Origin of the sequence: Kouleothrix sp. (assembly GCF_046328425.1) — a bacterium.
Taxonomy (GTDB): domain Bacteria; phylum Chloroflexota; class Chloroflexia; order Chloroflexales; family Roseiflexaceae; genus Kouleothrix.
In genome coordinates this window covers 61,001-85,109 of sequence record NZ_JAXLWP010000023.1, presented here as the reverse complement: position 1 = coordinate 85,109, position 24,109 = coordinate 61,001, and the positions used below count along the sequence as shown (strand labels likewise).

At 66.4% G+C, this 24,109-nt stretch carries 20 protein-coding genes and 1 tRNA gene; 13 read left to right on the top strand and 8 right to left on the bottom strand.

Going from position 1 to position 24,109, the window contains the following annotated elements:
* Positions 1-58 precede the first annotated feature (58 nt).
* Complete coding sequence (locus U0177_RS20415; protein ID WP_409572513.1) at positions 59-733, top strand: response regulator; 675 nt, start codon at positions 59-61, stop codon at positions 731-733.
* A gap of 40 nt (positions 734-773) precedes the next feature.
* Here U0177_RS20415 and U0177_RS20410 read toward each other — a convergent pair whose 3' ends face one another.
* Both U0177_RS20410 and rfbB read right to left on the bottom strand, forming a co-directional pair.
* Positions 774-1,697, bottom strand: a complete 924-nt coding sequence (locus U0177_RS20410) for an RluA family pseudouridine synthase (RefSeq protein WP_409572512.1) — start codon at positions 1,695-1,697, stop codon at positions 774-776.
* Between the two features lie 260 nt (positions 1,698-1,957).
* On the bottom strand, positions 1,958-2,971 hold the full coding sequence (rfbB, locus tag U0177_RS20405) for a dTDP-glucose 4,6-dehydratase (protein WP_409572511.1): 1,014 nt from the start codon (positions 2,969-2,971) through the stop codon (positions 1,958-1,960).
* A 1,055-nt stretch (positions 2,972-4,026) separates the two neighbouring features.
* Here rfbB and U0177_RS20400 point away from each other — a divergent pair.
* Both U0177_RS20400 and U0177_RS20395 read left to right on the top strand, forming a co-directional pair.
* Complete coding sequence (locus U0177_RS20400; protein ID WP_409572510.1) at positions 4,027-5,004, top strand: decaprenyl-phosphate phosphoribosyltransferase; 978 nt, start codon at positions 4,027-4,029, stop codon at positions 5,002-5,004.
* Between the two features lie 48 nt (positions 5,005-5,052).
* Complete coding sequence (locus tag U0177_RS20395; RefSeq protein ID WP_409572509.1) at positions 5,053-5,868, top strand: isopentenyl phosphate kinase; 816 nt, start codon at positions 5,053-5,055, stop codon at positions 5,866-5,868.
* Here the strand turns inward: U0177_RS20395 and U0177_RS20390 are convergent.
* Positions 5,865-6,542: a double zinc ribbon domain-containing protein gene (locus U0177_RS20390; protein WP_409572508.1), complete on the bottom strand. Its 678-nt coding sequence runs from the start codon at positions 6,540-6,542 to the stop codon at positions 5,865-5,867. The two genes, U0177_RS20395 and U0177_RS20390, sit on opposite strands and share 4 nt — an antisense overlap.
* Before the next feature lie 244 nt (positions 6,543-6,786).
* On the opposite strand from U0177_RS20390, the gene U0177_RS20385 reads away from it, so the two are divergent.
* On the top strand, positions 6,787-7,836 hold the full coding sequence (locus U0177_RS20385) for an SPFH domain-containing protein (protein ID WP_409572507.1): 1,050 nt from the start codon (positions 6,787-6,789) through the stop codon (positions 7,834-7,836).
* Between the two features lie 326 nt (positions 7,837-8,162).
* Here the strand turns inward: U0177_RS20385 and U0177_RS20380 are convergent, their stop codons facing one another.
* The 3 genes from U0177_RS20380 to U0177_RS20370 all read right to left on the bottom strand — a co-directional run bounded on the left by U0177_RS20380 (position 8,163) and on the right by U0177_RS20370 (position 9,776).
* Positions 8,163-8,549 (bottom strand): response regulator, encoded by a 387-nt coding sequence (locus U0177_RS20380; protein WP_409572506.1) that lies wholly within the window; start codon positions 8,547-8,549, stop codon positions 8,163-8,165.
* A gap of 238 nt (positions 8,550-8,787) precedes the next feature.
* A complete protein-coding gene (locus U0177_RS20375) occupies positions 8,788-9,222 on the bottom strand; it encodes a response regulator (protein WP_409572505.1) in 435 nt (144 codons plus the stop codon).
* A 395-nt stretch (positions 9,223-9,617) separates the two neighbouring features.
* Complete coding sequence (locus tag U0177_RS20370; protein ID WP_409572504.1) at positions 9,618-9,776, bottom strand: hypothetical protein; 159 nt, start codon at positions 9,774-9,776, stop codon at positions 9,618-9,620.
* A gap of 409 nt (positions 9,777-10,185) precedes the next feature.
* On the opposite strand from U0177_RS20370, the gene U0177_RS20365 reads away from it, so the two are divergent.
* The 8 genes from U0177_RS20365 (at position 10,186) to U0177_RS20330 (ending at position 20,359) form a co-directional block, all read left to right on the top strand.
* On the top strand, positions 10,186-12,006 hold the full coding sequence (locus tag U0177_RS20365; protein WP_409572503.1) for an alpha-amylase family glycosyl hydrolase: 1,821 nt from the start codon (positions 10,186-10,188) through the stop codon (positions 12,004-12,006).
* 118 nt (positions 12,007-12,124) lie between these two features.
* Positions 12,125-13,132: a LacI family DNA-binding transcriptional regulator gene (locus tag U0177_RS20360; protein WP_409572502.1), complete on the top strand. Its 1,008-nt coding sequence runs from the start codon at positions 12,125-12,127 to the stop codon at positions 13,130-13,132.
* 101 nt (positions 13,133-13,233) lie between these two features.
* Entirely contained in the window at positions 13,234-14,226 is a 993-nt protein-coding gene (locus tag U0177_RS20355; protein ID WP_409572501.1) for a LacI family DNA-binding transcriptional regulator, read from the top strand.
* Between the two features lie 178 nt (positions 14,227-14,404).
* Entirely contained in the window at positions 14,405-15,877 is a 1,473-nt protein-coding gene (locus U0177_RS20350) for an ABC transporter substrate-binding protein (protein WP_409572500.1), read from the top strand.
* A 210-nt stretch (positions 15,878-16,087) separates the two neighbouring features.
* Positions 16,088-16,927 carry a carbohydrate ABC transporter permease gene (locus U0177_RS20345; protein ID WP_409572499.1) on the top strand — a complete coding sequence of 280 codons (840 nt, stop codon included), beginning with the start codon at positions 16,088-16,090 and terminating at the stop codon, positions 16,925-16,927.
* Between the two features lies 1 nt (position 16,928).
* Positions 16,929-17,843, top strand: coding sequence for a carbohydrate ABC transporter permease (locus tag U0177_RS20340; protein WP_409572498.1), 915 nt, complete (start codon positions 16,929-16,931; stop codon positions 17,841-17,843).
* A 247-nt stretch (positions 17,844-18,090) separates the two neighbouring features.
* Positions 18,091-18,636: a DUF6174 domain-containing protein gene (locus U0177_RS20335; RefSeq protein ID WP_409572497.1), complete on the top strand. Its 546-nt coding sequence runs from the start codon at positions 18,091-18,093 to the stop codon at positions 18,634-18,636.
* 40 nt (positions 18,637-18,676) lie between these two features.
* On the top strand, positions 18,677-20,359 hold the full coding sequence (locus tag U0177_RS20330) for an alpha-glucosidase (protein WP_409572496.1): 1,683 nt from the start codon (positions 18,677-18,679) through the stop codon (positions 20,357-20,359).
* Positions 20,360-20,425: 66 nt separating this feature from the next.
* Here the strand turns inward: U0177_RS20330 and U0177_RS20325 are convergent, their stop codons facing one another.
* A complete protein-coding gene (locus U0177_RS20325; protein WP_409572495.1) occupies positions 20,426-21,076 on the bottom strand; it encodes an MOSC domain-containing protein in 651 nt (216 codons plus the stop codon).
* A gap of 200 nt (positions 21,077-21,276) precedes the next feature.
* Here U0177_RS20325 and U0177_RS20320 point away from each other — a divergent pair, with 200 nt between their 5' ends.
* Positions 21,277-23,775 (top strand): glycoside hydrolase family 3 C-terminal domain-containing protein, encoded by a 2,499-nt coding sequence (locus tag U0177_RS20320; RefSeq protein ID WP_409572494.1) that lies wholly within the window; start codon positions 21,277-21,279, stop codon positions 23,773-23,775.
* A 226-nt stretch (positions 23,776-24,001) separates the two neighbouring features.
* Here the strand turns inward: U0177_RS20320 and U0177_RS20315 are convergent.
* Positions 24,002-24,077: transfer RNA gene (locus U0177_RS20315), tRNA-Arg, on the bottom strand.
* Positions 24,078-24,109: the final 32 nt, after the last annotated feature.

Genomic DNA, 24,109 nt, shown 5'->3' with positions numbered 1-24,109 from the left:
GCGGCCTCGCCGCAACCGTACACAAAAAACAAATCAGCAGTACACGCTAGGAGCAGCAATGAAAATACTGGTGGTAGACGACGACCTCGAGCTGCTGGGGCTGATCGCCTTTGCGCTGCGCCAGGCCGGCTACCTGGTGATCGAGAGCGCCGACGGCGGCGCGGCGCTGGCAGACTTTGCGCGCGAGCAGCCCGACCTGGTGATCCTCGACGTGAACCTGCCGACGCTGAGCGGCTTCGAGGTGTGCCGGCGCATCCGCGCCGAGGCCGCCACGCCGATCATGATGCTGACGGTGCGCAACAGCGAGGAAGACCAGGTGCACGGCCTCGACGGCGGCGCCGACGACTACCTCACCAAGCCGTTCAGCCCGCGCACGCTGCTGGCGCGGGTGCGCGCGCTGCTGCGCCGCGCCGATATCGACCGCCCCGCGCCGCTGAGCGCCGGCGACCTGACGCTCGATGTCGAGCGCCAGTCGGTGAGTGTGCGCGGCTCGCCGGTGCGCCTCACCAGCCTGGAGTTCCGGCTGCTGCAGTACCTGCTGGCCAACGCCGGCCACCCGATCGCCGCCGACCGCCTCGCCAGCCACGTGTGGGGCTACCGCGGCCTCGGCGACAAGCAGCTGCTCAAGCAGCTCGTGCACCGGCTGCGCCAGAAGATCGAGCAGAACCCCGCCGAGCCCGAGTACGTGGTGACGGTGGCAGGCGTAGGCTATGTGCTCCAGCCCACGGCCTAGACCCGCCTCCGCACGCCTGGCCACTCAGCGCGCTGCGCGCTCAGGCGCCGCGCGCCCAGTCGGGCAGCGGCGCGAGCAGCTCGAGCAGCCGGCCGCCGGCCGGGTGTGGTAGCGCCATGCGCTCGGCGTGCAGCCGGTGAAACGGCACGGGCGCGCCATCCCAGGCCGCCAGGCCGCCGTAGCGCGCGTCGCCAACGATCGGGAAGCCCAGGTGCGCCAGGTGCAGGCGGATCTGGTGGGTGCGGCCGGTGAGCGGGAAGGCGCGCAGCAGCGTGGCGTCTTCCAGGCGCCGCTCGACGCGGAAGCGCGTGCGCATTGACTTCACGCGCGAGCCATTCGGCAGCACGCGGCCGATCTCGTCGGCCGGGTACACCCGAAACAGGCCGTGGGCGCTGCGGCCGTGGCCGCTGAGGATCTCGAACTCGTCGGGCGGCGCGCCTGCGCACAGCGCCAGGTACTCCTTATGCACCAGGCCGCCCACAAACGCGCGCTGGATTGCCGGGTTCATCGCCGGGTTCTTCGACGCCAGCAGCACGCCGGTGGTGTCGCGGTCGAGCCGGTGCGCCAGGTGCGTCGGCAGGGCCGCGCCGTCGCGCGCCAGCAGAAACGCGCGCAGCGCCGCGTGGAGGTTGCCCTCGGCGTCCCACGGCGTCATGTCTACATACGTGCCCGGCGGCTTGTTGAGCACCAGCAGGTCGCTATCTTCGTACAGGATCTGCTCGGCGGTGATGGCAACCTCAGCGTAGGCGCCGCTCAGCGGCCGGTGGATCGCCAGCATCATCCCGGCCCGCGCCGGCACGTCGGCCTCGCGCGTGCGCGCGCCGTCGATCCACAGGCCGCCGCGGTCGATCAGCCGGGCCGCGTCGAGCGTGCCGGCCAGCGCCGCCGCCACCAGCTCGCGCAGCGGCCGCCCGTCGTCGGCGGGGTCGACCGTAAGGCGAATAGTTGGCGAGTCGTCGGCCATATAACGTTAGAGCTTACGCATCTGTATCGGTGTGCGACTGTTCCGCGCTCTGTGCGGTGCTCTTCTCGGTATCGTGTGCAGTTTTTCCCTGCTCCATGCGGAAAAACCGCACACAGAATATCAACAAGTACCGTGCTGCCGCATTCTTAATCTCGCACCGTGAGGAGGCCAAAGAACGCACATGCGTAACTCCTAACGGTGAAGAGACAAGCAGGCCGGCTGCATATCGCTCGGCAGCGCCTGGCTCGCTCCCTGGCGCGCTAGCTCCGCTCGACGTACTGCTTGCGGTAGTAGTCGAGGTACTCGCCGCTCTTGATCGGCCGCCACCAGGCCTCGTTCGCCACAAACCAGCGCACCGTCGCCTCGAGCGCCTGGTCGAAAGTGTGGCGGCTGCGCCAGCCCAGCGCCTGCAGCTTGGCCGTATCCAGCGCGTAGCGCCGGTCGTGGCCGGCGCGGTCGGGCACGAACGTGATCAGGCTCTGCGGCTTGCCCAGCAGGCCGAGCAGCTTGCGGGCCATGTCGATATTGTGCGTCTCGACGCCGGTGCCGACATTATAGAACTCGCCGAGCGCGCCCTTGTGCAGCACCGTGTCGATGCCCTCGCAGTGATCTTCGACATACTGGTAGTCGCGCATCTGCATGCCGTCGCCATACAGCGGCAGCGGGGTATCGTCGATCGCGTTGGTGATGAACAGCGGCAGCGCCTTCTCGGGGTAGTGGTACGGCCCGATATTATTCGAGCCGCGCGTAGTGGTGACGGGCAGGCCATAGGTGATGTAGTAGGCGTACACCAGGTGCTCGGCGCCGGCCTTGCTGGCCGAGTACGGGCTGCGCGGCTCGAGTGGGTCGCCCTCCTTCGAGCGCGCCGGCGCCGGGATCGCGCCGTACACTTCGTCGGTGCTGATCTGGTGAAAGCGCTCAAGCTTATGCTCGCGCGCGGCCTCGAGCAGCGCCCACGTGCCATTGACATTCGTCGTCACCACCGCGTCGGGTGCCATGATCGAGCGATCGACGTGCGTCTCGGCGGCGAAGTTGACGATCGTGTCGATATCGTGGGCGCGCAGGGCCGCGCGCACCGCCGCGATGTCGCAGATATCGCCGCGCACAAACGCGAAGCGCGGGTTCTCGCGCACGCGCTCAAGGTTCTCGAGCCGCCCGGCGTAGGTGAGCTTGTCGAACACCACCACCCGGTAGTCGTCGTACTTCTCGAGCATATAGTGCACGAAATTGCTGCCAATAAAGCCGGCGCCGCCGGTGACAAGGAGGTTGCGCATACCAGGTTCTCCACATTCATGATTATGAATAGCGTAACTTCGCAGAGTGTAGCATAGTCGGTGGGGCTGTCAAACATAGCGAGCTGACGCGCGCCTTACGCGCTGTAGTGTCTCTGCGGTCGCTGCATACCCGGCCTCCCGCGTCCAAAACCCTGCCGGTTTTCCTACAACCTTTCCGGCTGAAAGAATGCCGTACCAGCTTCACTGCCGTACGCTCATGCCTCAGGGCAAACCGACGCGTCATTCTGTACCACAAGGCGCACCTCAGGGCAAACCGACGCGTCATTCTGCATCTCGAGGCATGCGCCACTCAGGCTGAGCATACAGAGGCATTCTTTACGGGGTCTGGGGCGAAGCCCCAGCGGCGAGGTGCAGGAGGCCGGCGGCGGCCTCCTGCCGCGGGGCGCGGGGGCGCGCAGCCCCGGCTCACCCGAGAGGAGAAGGCGCGCATCGTGCGCGCCCTACGGGAACGAAGGCCGTGCCAGCGTCAACGCCGTACGCGCCTGCCTCAGGGCCAACCATCACCCGTACTCGAGCTCACAAGGCATGCGCCACTCAGGCTGAGCATACAGAGGCTTTCTTACGGGGTCTGGGGCGAAGCCCCAGCGGCGAGGTGCAGGAGGCCGGCGGCGGCCTCCTGCCGCGGGGCACGGGGCCGCACAGGCCCCGGCTCACCCGAGAGGGAGAAGGCGCGCACGGTGCGCGCCCTACGGGAACGAAGGCCGTGCCAGCGTCAACGCCGTACGCGCCTGCCTCAGGGCCAACCATCACCCGTACTCGAGCCACAAGGCATGCGCCACTCAGGCTGAGCATACAGAGGCTTTCTTTACGGGGTCTGGGGCGAAGCCCCAGCGGCGAGGTGCAGGAGGCCGGCGGCGGCCTCCTGCCGCGGGGCACGGGGGCGCGCAGCCCCCGAAGCAGCCTGGGGCGCGGGGGCGCAGCCCCCGAAGCAGCCTGGGGCGCGGGGGCGCAGCCCCATTGACGCAGGCGCAGCCCTCAGGTAGAATGCAACTCGCGGCGCGCCGGCGCGCCGCCACACACGAAACGAGAACAGAATGGCTCACTCGCTGGAACTCAAAGAGACGCGCGCGCGCGGCGCGGCCGTGCTGGCCGAGCTGCTGCGGGCCATGCGCCCAAAAGAGTGGATCAAAAATATCTTTGTGTTCGCGGCGATCGCCTTCGCGCGCGATAGCGCCAACGGCACCCCGCTCTGGCAAGAGCTCGACAAGCTGCTGATCGTCGCGGTCGCGTTCGTGCTGTTCTGCATGGCCGCCAGCGCGATCTACCTGATCAACGACCTGGTCGATATCGAGAAGGACCGCGCCCACCCCAAGAAGAAGAGCCGCCCGCTGGCCTCAGGGCGCCTCAGCCCGGCGCTGGCGCGCGTCGCTGCCGTGCTGCTACTGCTGCTGGCACTCCCCGGCGCGTTTCTGCTCGACTACATGCCCGGCCAGGGGCTGCTGCGCGACATCGACTTCGGCGTGGCGCTGCTGAGCTATGTGCTCATCCAGGGCGTGCTGTACTCGTACTACCTCAAGAACATCGTTATTCTCGACATCTTCACGATCGCCGCGGGCTTTGTGCTGCGCGCCGTGGCTGGCGCGCTGGTGCTCGACATCCAGATCACCTACTGGCTGCTGATGTGCATGGGCCTGCTGGCGCTGTTCCTCGGCCTGGCCAAGCGCCGCGCCGAGCTGATCCTGCTTGAGCACGGCGCCGGCGAGCACCGCCGCATCCTCGCCGAGTACTCGCTGCCGATGCTCGACCAGATGATCTCGATCATCACCGCCGCCACGATCATCGCCTACACGCTGTTCACCACCACCGCCGAGACATTGCCGCGCCACCCGTTCCCGATCATGCTGATCACCGTGCCGGTCGTGATCTACCTGATCTTCCGCTACCTCTACCTCATGTATAAGCACGGCGAGGGCGGCAGCCCGGCCGACCTGATCATCAAGGATGTGCCGTTTATCGCCGCCGGCGCGCTGTGGGGCGCGCTCGTGCTGGCGATCCTGGCGCTGGCGCACTAGCTCCCCGCAGAACACCGCCGGCGTCTTTCTGATAGGTGCCCGCAACCCATGCTCACATTCGTCAAATTCGGCGGCTCGGTGATCACCGACAAGACCGGCCAGGAGGCGCCCGACCTGCCGGTCATCCGCCGCCTCGCCGCCGAGGTGCGCGCCGCGCTCCGTGCCGCGCCGCCCGCCGACCGGCTGATCATCGGCCATGGCAGCGGCTCGTTTGGCCACACCTACGCCCAACGCTACGGCATCCACACCGGCCTCGCCGCCGGCGCCGACTGGATGGGCTTCGCCCAGACATCGGCCGCCGCGCTGCGCCTGAACCGGATCGTCGTCGACGAGCTGCTGGCCGCCGGGGTTCCGGCGATCGCGTTTCAGCCCGCCGCCACGCTGCTGGCCGAGCGCGGCCGCCTGGCATCCTGGGATACTGCCAGCGTCGCGCGCGCGCTGGAGCACCGCCTGGTGCCGGTGGTCCACGGCGACGTGGCCTTCGACCGCGCCCAGGGCTCGGCGATCGTCTCGACCGAGCAGCTGCTCGAGGCGCTGGCGCGCGACCCGGCGCTGCGGCCAGGGCGGGTGGTGCTGGTGGGCGAGGCAGGCGTGTTCACCGCCGACCCGCGCGCCAACCCGCAGGCCGAGCGGATCGCGCGGATCGACGCGCGCAATATCGCGGCGGTGCTGGCCGGCACCGGCGGCTCGCACGGCGCCGACGTCACCGGCGGGATGCGCAGCAAGGTCGAGCTGATCTGGCGGCTGGCCCAGGCCAGCCCCGGCCTCAGCGTGCAGCTGATCGGCCCGGCGCCGGGCTTGCTGGCGCGCGCGCTGCTCGGCCAGGCCGAGGGCGAGGGCACGGTGATCGCCGACTCGGCCTAGCCGTCGGCCAGCGTGGTGATCGCCGCCACGCGCTCGAACATCAGAAACGACAGTGGCAGGCCGATCACCGTGGCGGCCGCCAGCCACGCCAGCTGCATCCACAGCAGGCTCAGCCACCAGCCGATCAGCACGAAGTACACCGCCCGCACCGCGAAGTGCGCGCCGCTGCCCAGGCCTGCCGCGCTCAGGCCGCGCCGCTCCTGGCGCAGCGTCATCACCTGCGGCAGCCGGTTGAACATCCACATGCCAAGCGGTAGCCCGATCACCGTCAGGTTCAGCAGCCACGCCGCCAGCAGCCACAGCTGCCCGGCCCACAGCCCCACGAACACAAACCATAGCGCCCGCGCCAGCAGCGGCAGCGCCGCCGGGGTTGGCGGCACCGCCACGTAGATATGCTGCACCACCGTCGCCCCGCCCGCCCCGGCGGCCGCCAGCGCCGGGGCGTAGCCCTGCGGCGCGCGGCCCGCCAGCGCCGCGCCGCAGCCCACGCAGAAGCGCGAGCCCGGCGGGTTGCCGACGCCACAGGCCGGGCAGGCCGGGCCGCGCCGTATCGGCGGTATCGCCGCCGGCGGCTCGGCCAGCGCCGCGCCACAGCCAATACAGAAGCCCGCGCCGGCCTGGTTGCGCGTGTCGCAACGCGCGCAGAGCACGGCTTCAGCCTGGGAGGGTTGCATAGCTATTCCTTTCGATCAGCCCGGTTCTCTGGCGCATTCGACGCCGCGCGCCGCGCCAGTGTTGCGCGCCTGCCGCCGAGCACAAACCACGCAGCGACCGATCGCAAATCGCTACGATCGGCGGCCGCATTCCGGCATACAATCGAAAACACGCCCGCAACCCGCGCGTACCCGGCGCGTATAGATCAGCGTTACTACAAAAACGGACGAGCAACATTCACGCCCTACAAAGGAGGACACCGCAATGGCCCTGCTCGACCTGGTCGAATACCTCGATCCCACCGGCAATGTGCTCGCGGCGCGCGTGCCGCCCGATGGCTCGGGCGAGCTGCGCTTCGGCTCGCAGTGCGTCGTGCGCGAGGGCCAGCTGGCGTTCTTCGCGCGCGATGGCCGCTTCCTCGACATGCTCATCCCCGGCCGGCACACGCTCACCAGCGCGAATATTCCGCTGCTGATCGAGCTGCTGAAGCTTCCGTTCGGCAGCAAGAGCCCGTTTCGCGCCGACGTGTACTTCGTGAACCTGCAGCAGCATACCGACCTCAAGTGGGGCACGCCGCAGCCTATCCCCATGCGCGATTCGCAGTTCGGCATCGCGCGCATCCGCGCGTTTGGCACCTATATCATCCAGGTGGCCGAGCCGCGCAAGCTGCTGACGTCGGTGGTCGGCACGCGCGGCCGCTTCACCGTGCTCGATGTCGAGGAGCAGCTGCGCAGCTCGATCATCGCGCGCGTGGCCGATGTGATCGCCGAGTGGATGCGCGAGCGCAAGCTTTCGGTGGTAGACCTGGCGACCGAGTACGACGAGCTTTCCGAGGCGGCGCACGCCGCGCTCAAGCCCGACTTCGCCGGCCTGGGGCTCGAGCTGACGCGCTTCTACATCAATACGATCACCATCCCCGAGGAGCTTGAGCACCGGCTCGACCAGGTCGGCGGCGTGGCGGCCATGGGCGGGCTCGACGGCTACACGCGCTTCAAGGCCGCCGAGGCGCTGGGCGACGCGGCGCGCGCTGGCGGTGGCAGCCTCGCCGGCGCTGGCGTGGGCCTGGGCGTAGGCATGAACCTGGGCGCGCTGATGGGCAGCGCGCTGGCGCCTGCACCCCAGCCGCCTGCACCCCAGCCGGCCGCCCAGCCCGGCGCCAAGCACTGCCCGCAGTGCGGCAGCACCGTGCCTGCGAGCGCGAAATTCTGCAACGAGTGCGGTGCGTCGCTGCGCACGCCGGCCTGCCCGAAGTGTAGCTCGGCGGTGCAGCCGGGGGCGAAGTTCTGCATTGAGTGCGGCACCGCACTGAGCTAGCCCGCCCCAGGCCCGATCTGCGGGGAAGCGCAGGACGCGCCAGGAGTTTTTTTTGGCTGAAGGCGCGCCGTGCCAATAGCAGCGCCTTTCGATCATGCCTCAGGGCGCGCCGGCACTTCATTCCAACTCCATTTGATTACTTTCTTGTATGCCCTGCCCGGCTTCGCCGGGCAGGGCATACAAGAAAGGGGGGGGGGGGAAGCCGCCCCCGAACCCCCACCATACAGCAAGTGTTCAAGCGTATTCTGCTCGGGACAGAAATGAGGAGCCAGCTACCCTGTGGGTATCGGCAGGCGCACAAGGTTTGGGCCGCGGCCGTACTGCTGCTACGAAGCGCTCGCGTCGCCGATCGCGCCAAGGCAATGGCGGATCGTCGAGAAAAGCGTGCTGAACGAGGCAGGCTTGGTCATAAACGCGTCACAGCCAACTTCATACGAGATCCGGCGCTGGGCTGATGTCTCGTAGGCCGTGAGGATAATGATCGGAATGCGCCGGGTTGCCTCGTCCTGCTTAATCACACGCGTGGCTTCCCAGCCGTTGATCCCCGGAAGCCCCACATCCATCAGGATCAGGTCGGGCCGCTCGTTCTGCGCTATGCTAATCGCGTTCGCGCCGTCGATGGCCTCGAGCACACCATAGCCCTCCCATCGCAGGCGGCGTATCACTACATCACGACTCAACGCGTCGTCTTCTACTACTAGAATCGTTGCCATAAACGATGCTCCAGTGCGCAACAGCACCACATCAACTTGTTATCGGACGTACTGCTCCACACGCTGCGCTTACGTGAATATGTGTACAGATAGCGTATGGCATGAGCCAGATGCGGCACACAGGCAGTATATCATGGTGGCGATATATTTCCTTAAAAAGTGTGTGAATCATTTGTTACATATACAGTTCGCGTATTCACCTTGCGCAGCGCAGGTTTGCAGTGCCTGCGGCCTGCCATCATAGCCTGATGCCAATGCGCGCGCTTGCGTCGTTGTCGTCTGCGCGCGGGCGCCTGCCATCCTTGGCTGCGTTGGCCAGGCAATCCTGGATGGCGCTGAACAGCTCAGCGAAGACGATCGGCTTTGCCACAAAAGCATCGCAGCCGGCCTGGCGCGCGATGCGGCGCTCGGCGGGCAAGGCATACGCCGTCACAATGATAATCGGGATGTGCCTGGTGCTAGCGTCGCGCTTGATGATCTGCGTAGCGTCCCACCCGTCCATTCCCGGCAGACCGACATCCATCAGGATCAGGTCGGGCTGCTGCCCATGCGCCAGAAAAACCGCCTGCGCGCCATCTGCGGTTGTGACCACCTCGTAGCCCTCCCAGCGCAGCCGCCGCGTCAGCACATCGCGGTGTAAAGGGTCATCTTCAACCACCAGTATCTTCAACATGACCTTGCTCCATGATCCATGCACTAGCACAATGCCACGCCGGCATGGTGCGACCGGCGTGGCAGTATGGTACGGATTTCGTGTTTGTCAGGTGGGATGCGCCCCGGGCTAGGCACGTCTCGCTATTGAGTATAGCATGAGTTTCGTGCTATCGGCAGGCGCATTCGGCAGCATGCATGGGGCGCCGTCAAACTCCGGCGCTCTTGCGCTCGCCCGCCGCTGGGTGAGGCCGGGCAGAGGCTGGGGTGCTCGGGGCGACGCCGAAGTCGCCCTTGCAGCACCCAAGCCTGAGAAGCTGGTTGAAAGGGGTGGGTTGGAAGGAAGCCGCGCCTCCGGCGCCGGGGCCCTGCCGCTGGAAGCGACACGATGAGCGCGGGCGGCGCTGGCGAGCAGGCTCAGTAGCTGCCCTTGCTGCTCGTGGGTGCGGTGGGCGCGGCAGGCGTGGCGGCCCCGCTGGGTGCAGCTGGCGATGCCGTCGCCGCGCCGCAGGCCTGCAGCAGCGCGACGCAGATCGCAAGCCCAAGCAGCAGAGTACGCCGGCGCAATCGAGCCATATGAGCCTCCATTTCACAACTTCTACGATAAAAATACTGTTATGATCAGCCTACGAGGCACTTGTGAACTTTGTACTTCTCGCCTGAAGCGATCTATTCGCCCAGCTGCGGATGCGCTAGCGCAATAGCAGGCTATCGACAGCCCGGCAAGCCCGTGATACACTCGCCGCGGATTCGATCATCGCATGGCTAATAGACTTCATCGGAAATAGGGGAGCCGGAGGGGCTTTGCCGCTCCAAACCTCCCTGGTGGGGCGTGGATGGTAGCAAAGCTACTATCCACGCCCCACCAAGAGAGGATTTCTTGGGGGCCGCAGGCCCCCAAACCCCACGATTGTTATTTCCAATAAAATCTAATAGGCTGGAAAGCAGATCTGAGACACGCCTACGCCACTGAGGAGGAGTCGCTATGGTTGACGCGGTCTGGTCGCTGCCCCATCACGACGGTTCGGCGATGTACGTCCCCGAGCCCAACATCACACTCGGCGGTACCGTCGACGTCTTCCTGCGCGTCCCACGGGCGAGCGATGTCACAAGCGCGTGGGTGCGCGTGATCAGCGACGGCGAGCCTGAGCTGGTGCGCGCGGTGGTCGATCGGCAAGACGCGCACGACCAGTGGCTCCGCGCCACGCTGCCGGTGGTCAACCCGGTGGTGAGCTACCGCTGGCTGCTCGACGGCGGGCCGTACGGCTACCAGTGGCTGAACGGCACCGGGCTGCACGGGCACGACGTCGCAGATGCGGCCGACTTTCGGCTCAGCGCGTACGGTCCGCCCCCCGCGTGGGCAACCGCCACGATGTACCAGATTTTCCCCGACCGCTTCGCCAAATCGGCCGACCGCCCGGCGCCGGCGTGGGCCAGGCCCGCGGCTTGGGATGATCCGGTGATCGGCGAAGGGCCAGACACGCCGCGCCAGCTTTTCGGCGGCGACCTCGACGGCATCGCGGCGCACCTGGATCATATCGCGTCGCTTGGGGTTGGGACGATCTACCTGACGCCGTTTTTTCCAGCCGAGTCGAACCACCGCTATAACGCCTCGACGTTCAGCGTCGTCGATCCACTCCTCGGCGGCGACGCGGCCATGGCGCGGTTGGCCGCCGCAGCACGCGCCAGGGGCATCCGCCTGATGGGCGACCTCACGACCAACCACTGCGGCGATACCCACGAGTGGTTCCAGGCGGCGTTGGCCGACGCGGCGGCCCCCGAAGCATCGTTCTTCTTTTTCACCAGCCATCCGCACAGCTATGCCGGGTGGTGGGGCCTGCGCGAGATGCCGATCTTCGACCACCGCAGCGCCGAGCTGCGCCGCCGGCTCTACGACGGCCCGGACTCGGTTGTGGCGCGGTGGCTCGGGCCGCACGCGCTCGACGCCTGGCGGATCGACGTAGCGAACATGACCGGCATTCACGGCGGCATCGACCTGGGTCACGAGGTGGCCACAACCATCCGGCGCACAATGGCGCAGGCCGCCGCCGAGTCGTTCCTGCAGGCCGAGTCCAATCACGATGCCAGCCGCGACTTGCTTGGCGACGGCTACCAGGGCACGATGAACTACGCGGCCTTCGCGCGGCCGCTGTGGCAGTGGCTGCTGCCGCCGCAGGCCCGGCCGTACGCGCACGCCAAGTACCCGCTGCTGCCGAACCTGCCGGGCCGCCTGGCCGTGCGGGCGATGCGTGAGCTATCGGGGGTTACGCCCTGGCAGGCCACCCTGCACGCGATGAACCTGATCGGCTCGCACGACACGCACCGGGTAGCATCGCTGCTCGGCGACGCGCGACTGGTCGACGTCGCGTTCGGCATGCTCGCCGCCTACCCTGGCATCCCCATGATCTACGCCGGCGACGAGATCGGCCTGGCGACCATGGGGCCGGAGTACGCGCGCGTCCCTATGCCCTGGGCGCACCCGGAACGCTGGGATCAGCGGCGGCTCGCGACAACGCGTGCCCTCTTCCAGGCGCGCGCCCGGAGTGTCGCGCTCCAGCGCGGCGGCCTACGCTGGCTGTCGATCGGCGACGACGCGCTGACGTTCCTGCGCGAGGCGCCAGGCGAGGCGGTGCTCGCCCACGCCGCGCGCGCGAGCCACGCGCCCGTGCGGCTGCCGGCGGCGCTTGTGGGCGCGAAGCTGGTGGGGCTGGCCGGCACGGCAGACCTGTGGGCCGACGGCGAGGGTATGATCACGCTTCCCGCAGACGGGCCGGCGTTCGGCATGTGGCAGCTCAACGGCATGTAAGCTCGCAATGTAAGAGCTTTCATTTCCCCTCTTGACAACTTTTAACCCCTGGTGTATGATGTAAGAGCTTTCATTACAGCTCAATCACATAGCCTTGTGCAACGAGTAGTGTCGTCCTATGGCAGCTGCGACAATTTACGACGTATCAAAGCGTGCTGGTGTCAGCATCGCGACGGTCTCGCGGGTGCTGAATTCTCCGGATCTGGTAGGCCCGGAGACGCGTGCGCGTGTGCTCAATGCGATCGACGAGCTTAACTTCGTGCCCAAGTTCGAGGCGCAGACGCGTGCGCGCAGGGATATTGGGCGCATCGGCGTGCTCACGCCGTTCTTCACGTCGGACTCATTCGTCGATCGCTTACGCGGCGTTGTAGCCGCGCTGGCGGGGCAACCCTACGAACCGGTGATCTACGATGTTGCTTCGGCGGCGCAGCGCGACGGCCACCTGGCCAACCTGCCGCTTACTCGCCGCGTCGACGGCGTCATCGTGATCGGGCTGCCATTCGACGACATCACGGCGCGGCGCCTGCAGAAGTTTCGCCTGCCGACGGTACAGATCGTCTCGGCGAGCCAAAAGTTCAACCAATCGATCAGCAGCGTTGTTCACGACGACACTGCCGGTGGGCGCATAGCCGCAGAATACCTGCTTGAGCGCGGCTACCGCCGTTTCGGTTTCGTCGGCGACACAAACATTCCCGAATTTGTCGGCGTATCCGAAGATCAGAAGCTTGGCACATTTCGGCGCACTCTGGCGCTCGCCGGCTTCAATTTGCCCGATGCATACGTTCGGCTGGCGCCGTTCGGCATGGAGAACGCCAGGCAGGAAGGGCAGATACTGCTCGATCTGCCCGAGCCGCCAGACGTGATCTTCGCCGGCAGCGACACTCAGGCGATCGGGGTTATCAGCGCCGCTCGCGAGCGCGGGCTGGCGGTACCGGGCGACCTAGCTGTGATGGGCTTCGACGATATCGAGATCTCCGACTTCATTGGACTGACCACAATCCGCCAGCAGCTCAAAGAATCCGGCCGTCTGGCGGCTGAGCTGCTACTAGCCCACATCACCGAAGAAGAAGCACCTGCGCGGCAGATCGAGCTCCAGTTTACGCTGATGCGGCGCATGACTGCTTAGAAATTGCCTGGAAAGGGACGCGCGAGGGGCATAGCCCCGACTCCTCCTTTGCAGGCAGTCTCTTAGTGTACCCAAAATCCGGGCATGCGAGCGGAGATTCTATGTCTGATGCGACGATCTACGATGTCGCGAAGTCGGCAAACGTCAGCATTACCACAGTCTCGCGAGTTCTGAATTCGCCCAACCAAGTGAATCAAACCACGCGCTCGCGCGTGCTCGCCGCCATCGATCGGCTCCATTTCGTACCAAAGGCCGAGGCAGCTGCGCGCGCGCGCAAGGGCACCGGCAGGATCGGCGTATTGGCGCCGTTTATCACCTACCCGTCGTTTGTGCAGCGCCTGCGTGGCGTCACGGCAGTGGCCGATGCTGACTACGAGCTGGTTATCTACAATGTCGACTCGGCATCGCGGCGCGATAACTACCTTGCTACGCTGTCGGTCACGCGCCGGCTCGACGGCCTGATCGTGATGGCGCTGCCATTTGACGATGAGGCCGGCGAGCGCCTGCGGGCGCACCACCTTGAGACGGTGCTGATCGAATGCGTGCACCCGTTCTTTAGCAGCGTCGAGATCGACAACATCGCCGGCGGCGCGCTGGTAGCGCGCTACCTGCTCGCGCGAGGTCACCGGCGCTTTGGCTTCGTCGGCGATGCCAATGTGCCCAACTACGCGATCCACACCAGCGAGCAGCGGCTGTACGGCTTCCAGCAGGAGCTGGCCAAGGCCGGGCTGCCGCTTGGCCCCGAGTATATTCGGCTGGATGACCATGGCCTTGATCGGGCGCGCCAGCAGGCTCACAGGCTGCTCGACTTACCGGAGCCGCCCACGGCGATCTTCGCGCCGAGCGATACGCAAGCCATGGGCGTGCTGAAAGCCGCGCGCGAGCGTGGTGTCGCCGTGCCCGACGAGCTGGCGGTGATTGGCTTCGACGACGTCGAGGTAGCCGAGTACATCGGCCTCACCACCGTGCGCCAGCCGCTCGAAGAATCCGGCCGCGTGGCGGTCGAGCTGCTGCTGGCGCGGCTAGCCGATTCGGCGCGGCAGACACAGCGCGTGATGCTGCCGCTCGAGATCGTGCAGCGCGAGACGACCTGAACATCAACGATAGCCCGGCTGCTGCTATTAGCGGCGCGGTGGTTCGCAATATCGCTTCCACTTTTTCTGCCGGCTCGGGTGGCTTTGGATACGGAAAGGAGGTGAGGCCGATTATTAGCGCTGATCCTGGGTGTGCTCTGACGTGGATGTATCAAACATTGTTAGGAGGACAGCTTTAATGCACAAGAAGAGTCTCTCGCTCATCCTGCTGGCGATGCTCGCCAGCATGATCCTTGCCGCCTGCGGCGGTGGCACCGCCGCTGCGCCGACACAGGCACCCGCTGCGCCGGCCGCCCCCGAGGCGACCAAAGCCCCCGAGCCGACTGCCGCGCCGGCCCCCGAGGCGACCAAAGCCCCCGAGCCGACCGCCGCGCCGGCCGCTGCTACGGCTGCCCCGGCGAACCAGCCCGGCTACACAATCGTCGTGCCGCAGGGCCTGCGCACCGATCTCAAGGGCACCACGATCAAGTGGATCGCCGGCGCCGATGGCCCGCAGGCTCCGCTTGACGATGCAGACGCGAAGAAATTTACCGAGGCCACCGGCATCAATGTTCAGGTGATCCGCGGCGACCAGAGCGCAACCGACCGCCTGGCGACCTACCGCCAGCAGCTCAGCGCTGGCTCGGCCGACATCGACGTCTACCAGATCGACGTGATCTGGCCTGGCATCGTGGCCGAGTTCGCCGCCGACCTGAGCGCCGCCTTCCCGGACGCGAAGAAGGATTTCTTCCCGGCGATCGTCGAGAACAACACCGTGAACGGCAAGCTGGTTGGCGTGCCGTGGTTCACCGACGCTGGCCTGCTATACTATCGCAAGGACCTGCTCCAGAAGTATGGCATCAGCAACCCGCCGGCCACCTGGAAAGAGCTTGAGGACGCCGCGAAGAAGATCCAGGACGGCGAGCGCGCGGCTGGCAACAAGGACTTCTGGGGCTTTGTGTGGCAGGGCAAGGCCTACGAGGGCCTGACCTGCGACGCGCTGGAGTGGCAGGTTTCGAACGGCGGCGGCTCGATCATTGAGCCCGACGGCACCATCAGCATCAACAACCCGGCGGCGGCCGCTGCGTTCGACCGCGCCAAGAGCTGGATCGGCACGATCTCGCCTCCCGGCGTGACCGGCTACCAGGAAGAAGAGGCCCGCGGCGTGTGGCAGGCCGGCAACGCGGCGTTCATGCGCAACTGGCCGTACGCCTTCTCGATCGGCCAATCCGACCCCAAGCTCAAGGATAAGTTCGACGTGGTGCCGCTGCCGAAGGGCGACGGCGACAAGGCCCGCAACGCCGACACGCTCGGCGGCTGGCAGCTGATGGTCAACAAGAACTCCAAGAATATCGAGGCGGCGACCGAGTTCGTCAAGTACATGACCAGCGCCGAGCTGCAGCGGTCGAACGCGATCGAGCGCTCGCTGCTGCCGACGCGGCCGGCTGTCTACGACGACCCGGACGTGCTCAAGGCCAACCCATACTACGCCTCGCTGAAGCCGGTCTTCTCGGGTGGCGCCGTCGCGCGGCCCTCGACCGTTTCGTCTGACCTGTACAACGATGTCTCGACGGCCTACTTCACGGCGGTGAACCAGGTGCTGACCGGCCAGAAGGACTCCAAGACGGCGGTGGCGGATCTCGAAACTGATCTCAAGAAGATCCTCAAGTAACGCCTCATCCCAAAGCCCCGCTCCCGCCTGGCGGGGGCGGGGCACCGTAGTCTGGGGAAGGAGCGGTCCAACCTCGGGCAAACCAGCCATAGGGAGAAGCACATGGGCCAGCAGGTTGCAGACGTGAAGCAACCCCCAGTGACGCGTAGGCGTCTGTTTGCGGGACCACAGAGCGCCGAGGCGCGCCGGCGCGAACGCCTGGGGTGGATCTTGACAGCGCCAACAATCATCTTGATTTGTCTCGTCGCCCTTTACCCGGTGCTGCGCACTTTCTACCTGAGCTTCACCAATGCGCGCCTCAGCAGCGCGCGCGCGGTCAGCTTCGTCGGCATCTCGAACTACACCGACCTGCTAACCGACCGTACATTCTTGCAGGCAACCTACAACACTGCGATCTTCACGATCATCTCGGTGGCCTTCGAGACAGTCCTGGGCCTGATCGTTGCGCTGACGATCCACTCGAACTTCAAAGGCCGTGGCCTGGTTCGCACCGCTATGCTGATCCCCTGGGCCATCCCAACGGTCGTCTCGGCACGTATGTGGGCCTGGATGTACAACGACGTATTCGGCGTGATCAACGATCTGCTAGTCACCCGGCTGGGCGTGCTCGACCACAAGCTCGCCTGGGTCGCCGACCCGGTGCTGACGCTGCCCTCGCTGATCGCGATCGATGTCTGGAAAACCACGCCGTTTATGGCGCTGCTGCTGCTGGCCGGGCTGCAGGTCATTCCCGACGACATCTACGAGGCCGCCGATATCGACGGCGCATCGAAGTGGCAGCAGTTCTGGACGATGACGCTGCCAATGCTGCGGCCGGCGCTGGTGGTGGCGCTGATCTTCCGTACGCTCGACGCGTTCCGCGTCTTCGACCTGCCGTTTGTGGTGAAGGGCACCGCGCCGGAGTCGATTACGCTCTCGATCCTGGCACGCCAGACTATGATCGACCTGGCCCGGCTTGGCCAGGGCGCGGCGCTCGCCGTGGTGATCTTCATCTTTCTGATGATCATCGTCGCCGTATATGTACGCCTCGTGCGCGTGGAGGTGGAGTGAAATGGCAGCAACCACAGCATCACTCAGGCAGGAGCGCCGCAGCCGGAGGACTAGGGAGATCGTGGGGCGGGTTGCCTTCTGGGTTCTGATCGTCATCATCCTGGTGTATACGCTGTTCCCGTTCTACTGGGCGATCGTCTCGTCGCTCAAGCCCTCCACCGAGCTATTCGATACGCCGGTGGCCTACTGGCCGAAGAACCCAACGCTCGACAACTACCGGGCGGTGTTCGCGAACCCGATCTTCCCGCTGGCGCTACGCAACTCGGTGATTGTGACCGTCAGCACAGTGCTGCTGGCGCTGGTGGTCGGATCGCTGGCGGCCTACGCGCTGGGGCGGCTGCGCTTCCGTGGCCGGACGTTCATCCTGTACCTGACGCTGTCGATGACGACGTTTCCAGCGATCGCGATCCTCGGCTCGCTATACCAGATGATCGTCGGCGCCGGGCTCTACAACCGGCTCGCGGCGCTGATCTTTTCCTACACGGTGTTCTCGCTCCCATTCACCGTGTGGGTGTTGACAAGCTTCTTCCGTGCGCTGCCGAGCGAGCTAGAGGAGGCCGCGTTTGTCGACGGCGCGACGCCGCTGCAGACCTTCCGCATGGTGCTGCTGCCGCTGACAGCTCCGGCGCTGGTGACGACCGGCCTGCTGGCATTCATCGGCGCCTGGAATGAGCTGCTGTTCGCGCTGACATTCACACAGGATTACGGCGACCCTGAACATTTCTTCAACATCAGCACGGGGGCACGCACGGCGATTGTGGCGGTGGCGACCTTCCAGGGCAAGACGCAGTTCGAGCTACCGTGGGGCAGCATCATGGCCGCATCGGTCACGCTGACAATCCCGCTGGTGCTGCTGGTGCTGATCTTCCAGCGCCGGATCATGGCCGGCCTGACCGCAGGAGCAGTCAAGGGCTGACACCGCACAACGAACATTCGTTTCTGGCTGAGCGGGCGAAGGGCGAAGGACCAAAGACGAAACTGCGATCCGTCCTTCGTCCTTCGCCCTTCGGCCATGAAAGCAAAGTACCATGCTGCCGCAGCGCAGAACAAGCCGATATCGCAGGCGACCGCGTAACTCGTGTAACTGACAAGCAATTCCGCCGAGCTGGGCCAGGAGCCACCAGCGCTGCAGCACCAATCCCGGCGCACAGCAAGGGCCACGTATGTCTGCCACCTCACGCCGGCTGCTGATTGGCGGCATGGCCGCGCTGCTGGCCACGCTGCTGATCGGCGTTGCCGTGCTGGCACAGCCGCTCGTGCCATTCCAGTATCAGCGCGCGCGCCAGCGCTGGGAGCAGCAGCGGGTGCGCCACTACGAGGTAGACGTGTCGTGGGCAAACGGATGGAACTACGGCAATGCGCGCGTAGAGATGCGCGACGGACAGGTCGTCAGGGCGATCGACCTGGACACCGGGCAGCCGCTTCTCGCACATAAGCGCAATTCCGCCAGCTACTTCGGCTCGATCGACAACCTGTTCGAGATCATCCAGACGTATGTGCAGCCCCAGCTGAACTGGCGCAACCTGCTCGCGCACTATGTCCCGGCGCTGGCAAGCCGGCTCGTCCCGTGCGCCGCTCCGCTGCCTAGGGTAAGCTACGATCCGCACTTCGGCTTCCCGACCGACCTCTGGTACAATGACAGCTGGTGCGCTAACACATTCTTCAACTACTCAAACGTGAGAATCGCGCGCTTCAGCCCGCTGCCCTGAATTCTGCTTGGAAACCTTCACTTTATATAGGAGCAGCGCGATGGAAACGCTCAAATGGTGGCAACAGGCGGTCTTCTACCAGATCTACCCGCGCAGCTTTGCCGACGGCAACGGCGATGGCGTTGGCGATTTCGCGGGGATGATCGCCAAGCTCGACTACCTGCGCGAGCTGGGGATCGACGCGATCTGGCTGTCGCCGCACTACCCCTCGCCATTTCTCGACTGTGGCTACGATATCTCCGACTACACCGCCGTCGCGCCCGAGTATGGCACGCTCGGCGACTTCCGCGCGTTCCTGCAGGCCGCGCACGCGCGCGGCATCCGGGTGGTGATCGACGTGGTGCTCAACCACTCGTCCGACCAGCACCCCTGGTTCGCCGAGTCGCGCGCCAGCCGCAGCAGCCCCAAGCGCGACTGGTATATCTGGCACGACGGCAAGGACGGCGGCCCGCCGAACAACTGGGCCTCGATCTTCGGCGGGTCGGCCTGGGAGTACGACGCGCTGACCGGGCAGTACTACTACCACGCGTTTCTGAAGGAGCAGCCCGACCTGAACTGGCGCAACCCCGAGCTTAGGCGGGCCATGTGGGATGCCGTGCGCTTCTGGCTCGACCTGGGGGTCGACGGGCTGCGGCTCGACGCGATCGCCACGATCTTCGAGCACCCCAACCTGCCGGATCACCGGCTGCCCAAAGCGCCCGACCAGATCATGAACGCCAACCTGCTCGACCAGGCCGACTACTGGCAGCTGCTGGCCTTCCAGCTCAAGCAGCCGGGCCTGCACGAGCTGATGCGCGAGCTGCGCGCGCTGGTCGACAGCTACCCCGGCGAGCGCGTGCTGGTCGGCGAGGATGAGGATGTGGCGTTTCACGGCGCCGACGACGAGCTGCACCTGGTGTTCAACTTCCCGCTGCTGCGCGCCGCGCGCCTGACGCCAGCGCATATTCGCGCGAACCAGGCGGCGCGGCTGGGCGCGCTGCCGCGGGGGGCCTGGCCCTGCAACACGCTCGGCAACCACGACGCGCCGCGCATGTGGAGCCGCTACGGCGACGGAACACACGACGATGCGCTGGCGCGCCTGCACCTGGCGCTGATGCTCACGCTCAAGGGCACTCCGTTCCTCTACTATGGCGAGGAGATCGGCATGCCCGACCTGCGGCTCGCCGAGCTTGGCCAGCTCCGCGACACCTCGGCCCTGAGCATGTACCGGCTGCTGACCGAGCGGCAGGGCGTGCCGCACGCGCAGGCGCAGGCCGAGGTGCTGGCCATGACGCGCGATAGCTGCCGCAGCCCAATGCAGTGGAGCGGCGAGCCCAATGCCGGCTTCAGCCCAGCTGGCGTACAAACCTGGCTGCCGATCAACGCGAACTACGCGAGCGGGGTGAACGTCGCCGCGCAGGCCGAAGATGCCGGCTCGCTGCTCAGGTTCTACCAGCGCCTGCTCCGACTTCGCAGGGCGGTGCCAGCATTGGTGGCCGGCGACTACCAGGCGCTGCAGCCGTTCAGCGATGCCTACCTGGCGTTTCTGCGCCACGATGCGGCTACGGGGCAGCGCTGCCTGGTGGCGCTCAACTTCTCGGACGAGCCTCAGGCGGTTGGCTCTGAGCTTGGCGAGCGGCAAGCGCGCCTGCTGTTCTCCAGCCACGCGCGCGACGAGCAGCAGCTCGCGCTCGACGCGCTCGCCCTGGCGCCCTTCGAGATCGTGATCGCCGAGATCGGCTAAGCACGTGGGCGTATACCAGCTCCGCTTCATTACTTTCGTGCTGCGATGCCGCGGCCGAACCCGCGCCTAAGCCTGCTTCGCCAGCAGCCGCGCCAGCTGCGTTTCTTTATACTGGCGGGCGCGAACCGCGATCGGGGCAGCGAGGTGGCGGCGGATGGTGGCTTCGTCGTTTTCGGGCTCGAAGAGATCGCGAAAGAGCTCGATCAGGCCGACGTGTACGCCAGCGTAGGGCTCGTAGCGCACGGCATCGCCGGCCTCGATCGCACCCGTACGAACAACACGGCAGTACGCGCCCGGGCGCTCGGCCGCGCGAAACTGTTTGAGAAACGCTGGGTCGCCCATGCGCCGCGCCAGCGTGACACACGGAATGCGCGGCGCCGTCACTTCGAGTGTGACACTACCAATATGCAGACGATCGCCGATCGACATGCTGGCGCTTTCCAGGCCGGCGATCGTTATGTTCTCGCCAAATGTGCCCGGCGCCAGATCTTGCTGAAGCGCGCTGCTCCACCAGGCATAATCGGGCACGCCATAGATGTAGATCGCCTGGTCAGCGCCTCCGTGGTTCGCGGTATCACACATGGTATCCTCGGCCAGGCCAAGGGTGGTGACCAGAACAGCCGTAGCGACCGGGCGCTTGTAAATGCCGGTCACGCCCGATGCTTTCGCGTTAGCCATTGGCTCGGCACGGCCGCAGTTCACGCTAAGAACATGCATGCGTCTTCCTCCTTATCGCCCATGCAGCTGCCTTGCTCGGCTCCCTCGATCGGGCACTTTCGCTGCAGCAGCATGGTACCACCCATTTTGGGAAGCGAAATTGCCACAACCTACACTGATCTATGGTTTGGCGGTTTCGGCCTCGCCGAAACCGCCAAACCGCAGCAACAATCCCTCTCTGCCATCTACAAGGAGATGCTATGAGCACCGGCACAAACCACGGCACGCCTGCCGACGCGGACGCGCGCGTCGACACGCTCCTCAACGCGCTGACTCTGGACGAGCAGGTTGCCCTGCTGGCCGGCGCCGATCACTGGCGAACCGTGCCGATCGCGCGGCTGGGCATTCCGGCCATGAAGGTCACCGACGGCCCGGCCGGCGCGCGTGGCGGCGGCCCGCTGATCGGCGGCAAGCGCACCGCCGCCTTTCCAGTCGGCATCGCCCTCGGCGCGAGCTGGAACACAGAGCTGCTGCGCGAGGTCGGCCGGCTGCTGGCGCGTGAGGCCAAAGCCAAAGGCGCGACGGCGCTGCTCGGCCCGACCGTCAACCTGTTCCGCAGCTCGCTCAACGGCCGCAACTTCGAGAGCTACGCGGAGGATCCGCACCTGGCCGGGCAGCTTGCCGTCGCCTACATTCGGGGCCTGCAGGAGCAGGGCGTCGCAGCGACGGTGAAACACTTCGCCGGGAATGAGTCCGAGTATCAGCGCGGAACGATCAACAGCGACATCCCCGAGCGCGCCCTGCGCGAGCTCTACCTGCTGCCATTCGAGCTTGCGGTGAGAGAAGGGCGCAGCTGGGCGATCATGAGCGCGTACAATCGCCTGCACGGCACCTACTGCAGCGAGAACACCTGGCTCTTGACCAGCCTCTTGCGCGAAGAGTGGGGCTTCGACGGCCTGGTGATGAGCGACTGGGGCGGCACGCACTCGGCTGGCGCGAGCGCCCGCGCCGGCCTCGACCTCGAGATGCCCGGCCCGGCGCGGGCGCGCGCCGGACTGCTCGCCGAAGCGCAGGCGGACGAGGCCACCCGCGCCGCCGTGCGCGCCGCGGCCCGCAATGTCTTGCGGCTGCTGGAGCGCACCGGCGCCTTCGAGCAGCCGCAGGATGTACGCGACGAAGCCGAGCGCGACGAGGAGTATGCCGATAGCCGCGCCCTGATTCGCCGCGCGGGCGCCGAGGGCGCGGTGCTGCTGAAAAACGCCGGCGGGCTGCTGCCCCTGCCGCCAGGCGCCAAAGTCGCAGTGATTGGCCCGAACGCGGCCACGGCGCAGGTGATGGGCGGCGGCAGCGCGCAGATGAACGCTCACCGGCGCGTTTCCCCGCTGGACGGCCTGCGCGAAGCGCTGGGCGCGGCCAATGTGGCGCACGCCGTGGGCTGCGACAACGACAAGTTCCTGCCGGTCGCAAGCGCGCCGGTGCATATCGAGTACCGGGCCGCGAATAGCGAGGAGGTTCTTGCGCGCGAAGACAGGCCGATCGGCGAGGTGATGTGGTTCACGCCGCCGGCGGGCGTTCCGGCCGAGTTCCGCGCCCGCCTGACGAGCACGCTCAGCATCGCCGAGCCTGGCGAGTACGAGCTGAGCCTCGCGAGCGCGGGCCTGAGCCGCCTGGCGATCGACGGCGAGGGCGCGATCGATAACTGGGCCAACTTCCAGGCCGGCGGCACTTACTTCGGTTTCGGCAGCGACGAGCAGCGCGCGCGCCGCTTTCTGGCGGCGGGCGAGCACACCGTGACGATCGAGTTCACGCCAAAGAACGTAGAAGTCGGCATCGCCTCGCTGAGCGCGGTGCGGTTTGGCTTCCGCAAGCCGCTGCCCGACGATAGCCTGCAGCAGGCCATTCGCCTGGCCTCCGAAGCCGACTATGTCGTAGTCTGCGTTGGCACGAACGGCGACTGGGAGACCGAGGGCGTGGACCGCTGGGGCCTGGCGCTGCCCGGCCGGCAGGATGAGCTGGTGCGCGAGGCCGCGCGAGCCAACCCCAACACGATCGTCTTGCTGCAGACGGGGGGCCCGGTTCTGATGCCCTGGCTGAACGACGTCGGCGCGGTGCTGCAGGCCTGGTTCCCCGGCCAGGAGGCCGGGCACGCCATCGCGGACGTGCTGCTCGGGCAGGCGGACGCTGGCGGGCGGCTGCCGCAGACCTTCCCCGCGCACCTGGCGGACGACCCGGTTCACCCCGAGGCGCCCGATCGCCAGTACCCCGGCGCCGACGGCCAGGTCGAATATCGCGAAGGGCTGTACATCGGCTACCGGCACGTCGACCGCGCGGGCCTGGCGCCGCTGTTTCCGTTTGGCTTCGGGCTATCGTACACTACCTTTGAGCTTGGCGCGCCGCGTCTCAGCGCGGAAAGCCTCGATCCGGGCGGCGAGCTGGCAATCACCGTCCCCGTGCGCAATAGCGGCACACGCGTGGGCCAGGCCGTCGTACAGCTGTATGTACGCGACGCGGAGGCGCGCCTCGAGCGGCCGGACAAAGAGCTGAAGGCCTTCGCCAAGGTGGCGCTGCAGCCGAACGAGACGCGCGATGTGAGCCTTTCGCTGGGCATGCGCGCGCTGGCGTACTTCGACGACACCCGCCAGGCGTGGGTCGCGGATGCGGGCGACTTCGAGCTCCTGATCGGAACCAGCAGCGCCGATCTGCCGCACAAAGCCCGTGTGAGTCTTAGCCGGGAGTGGTTTCATACCACATCCGGCTGATCACTTGGTTTATGATGAGGGTTCGGGGGCGGCTTCGCCACCCCCGAATTTCTTGTTGGTATGCCCTGGCCGGCAAAGCCAGGCAGGGCATCGCAAAACAAAAGTGCTCAAACGGAGCTGGTGCCAGCCCGTGGGCGCCTGGGATGAGCGCGGGCAAAAAGAAGCTCGCAACGCCGAACGCGGCACCTCGCGCCGTGCGAAATGCCGCGTTCCGATGGGGATAGGGTGGTACCCTCGGGCCGACTCGAACGGCCGACACGCGGTTTAGGAAACCGCTGCTCTATCCACTGAGCTACGAGGGCTTACGCTGTTCCGTGGCTGCAGCCGGCGCGCC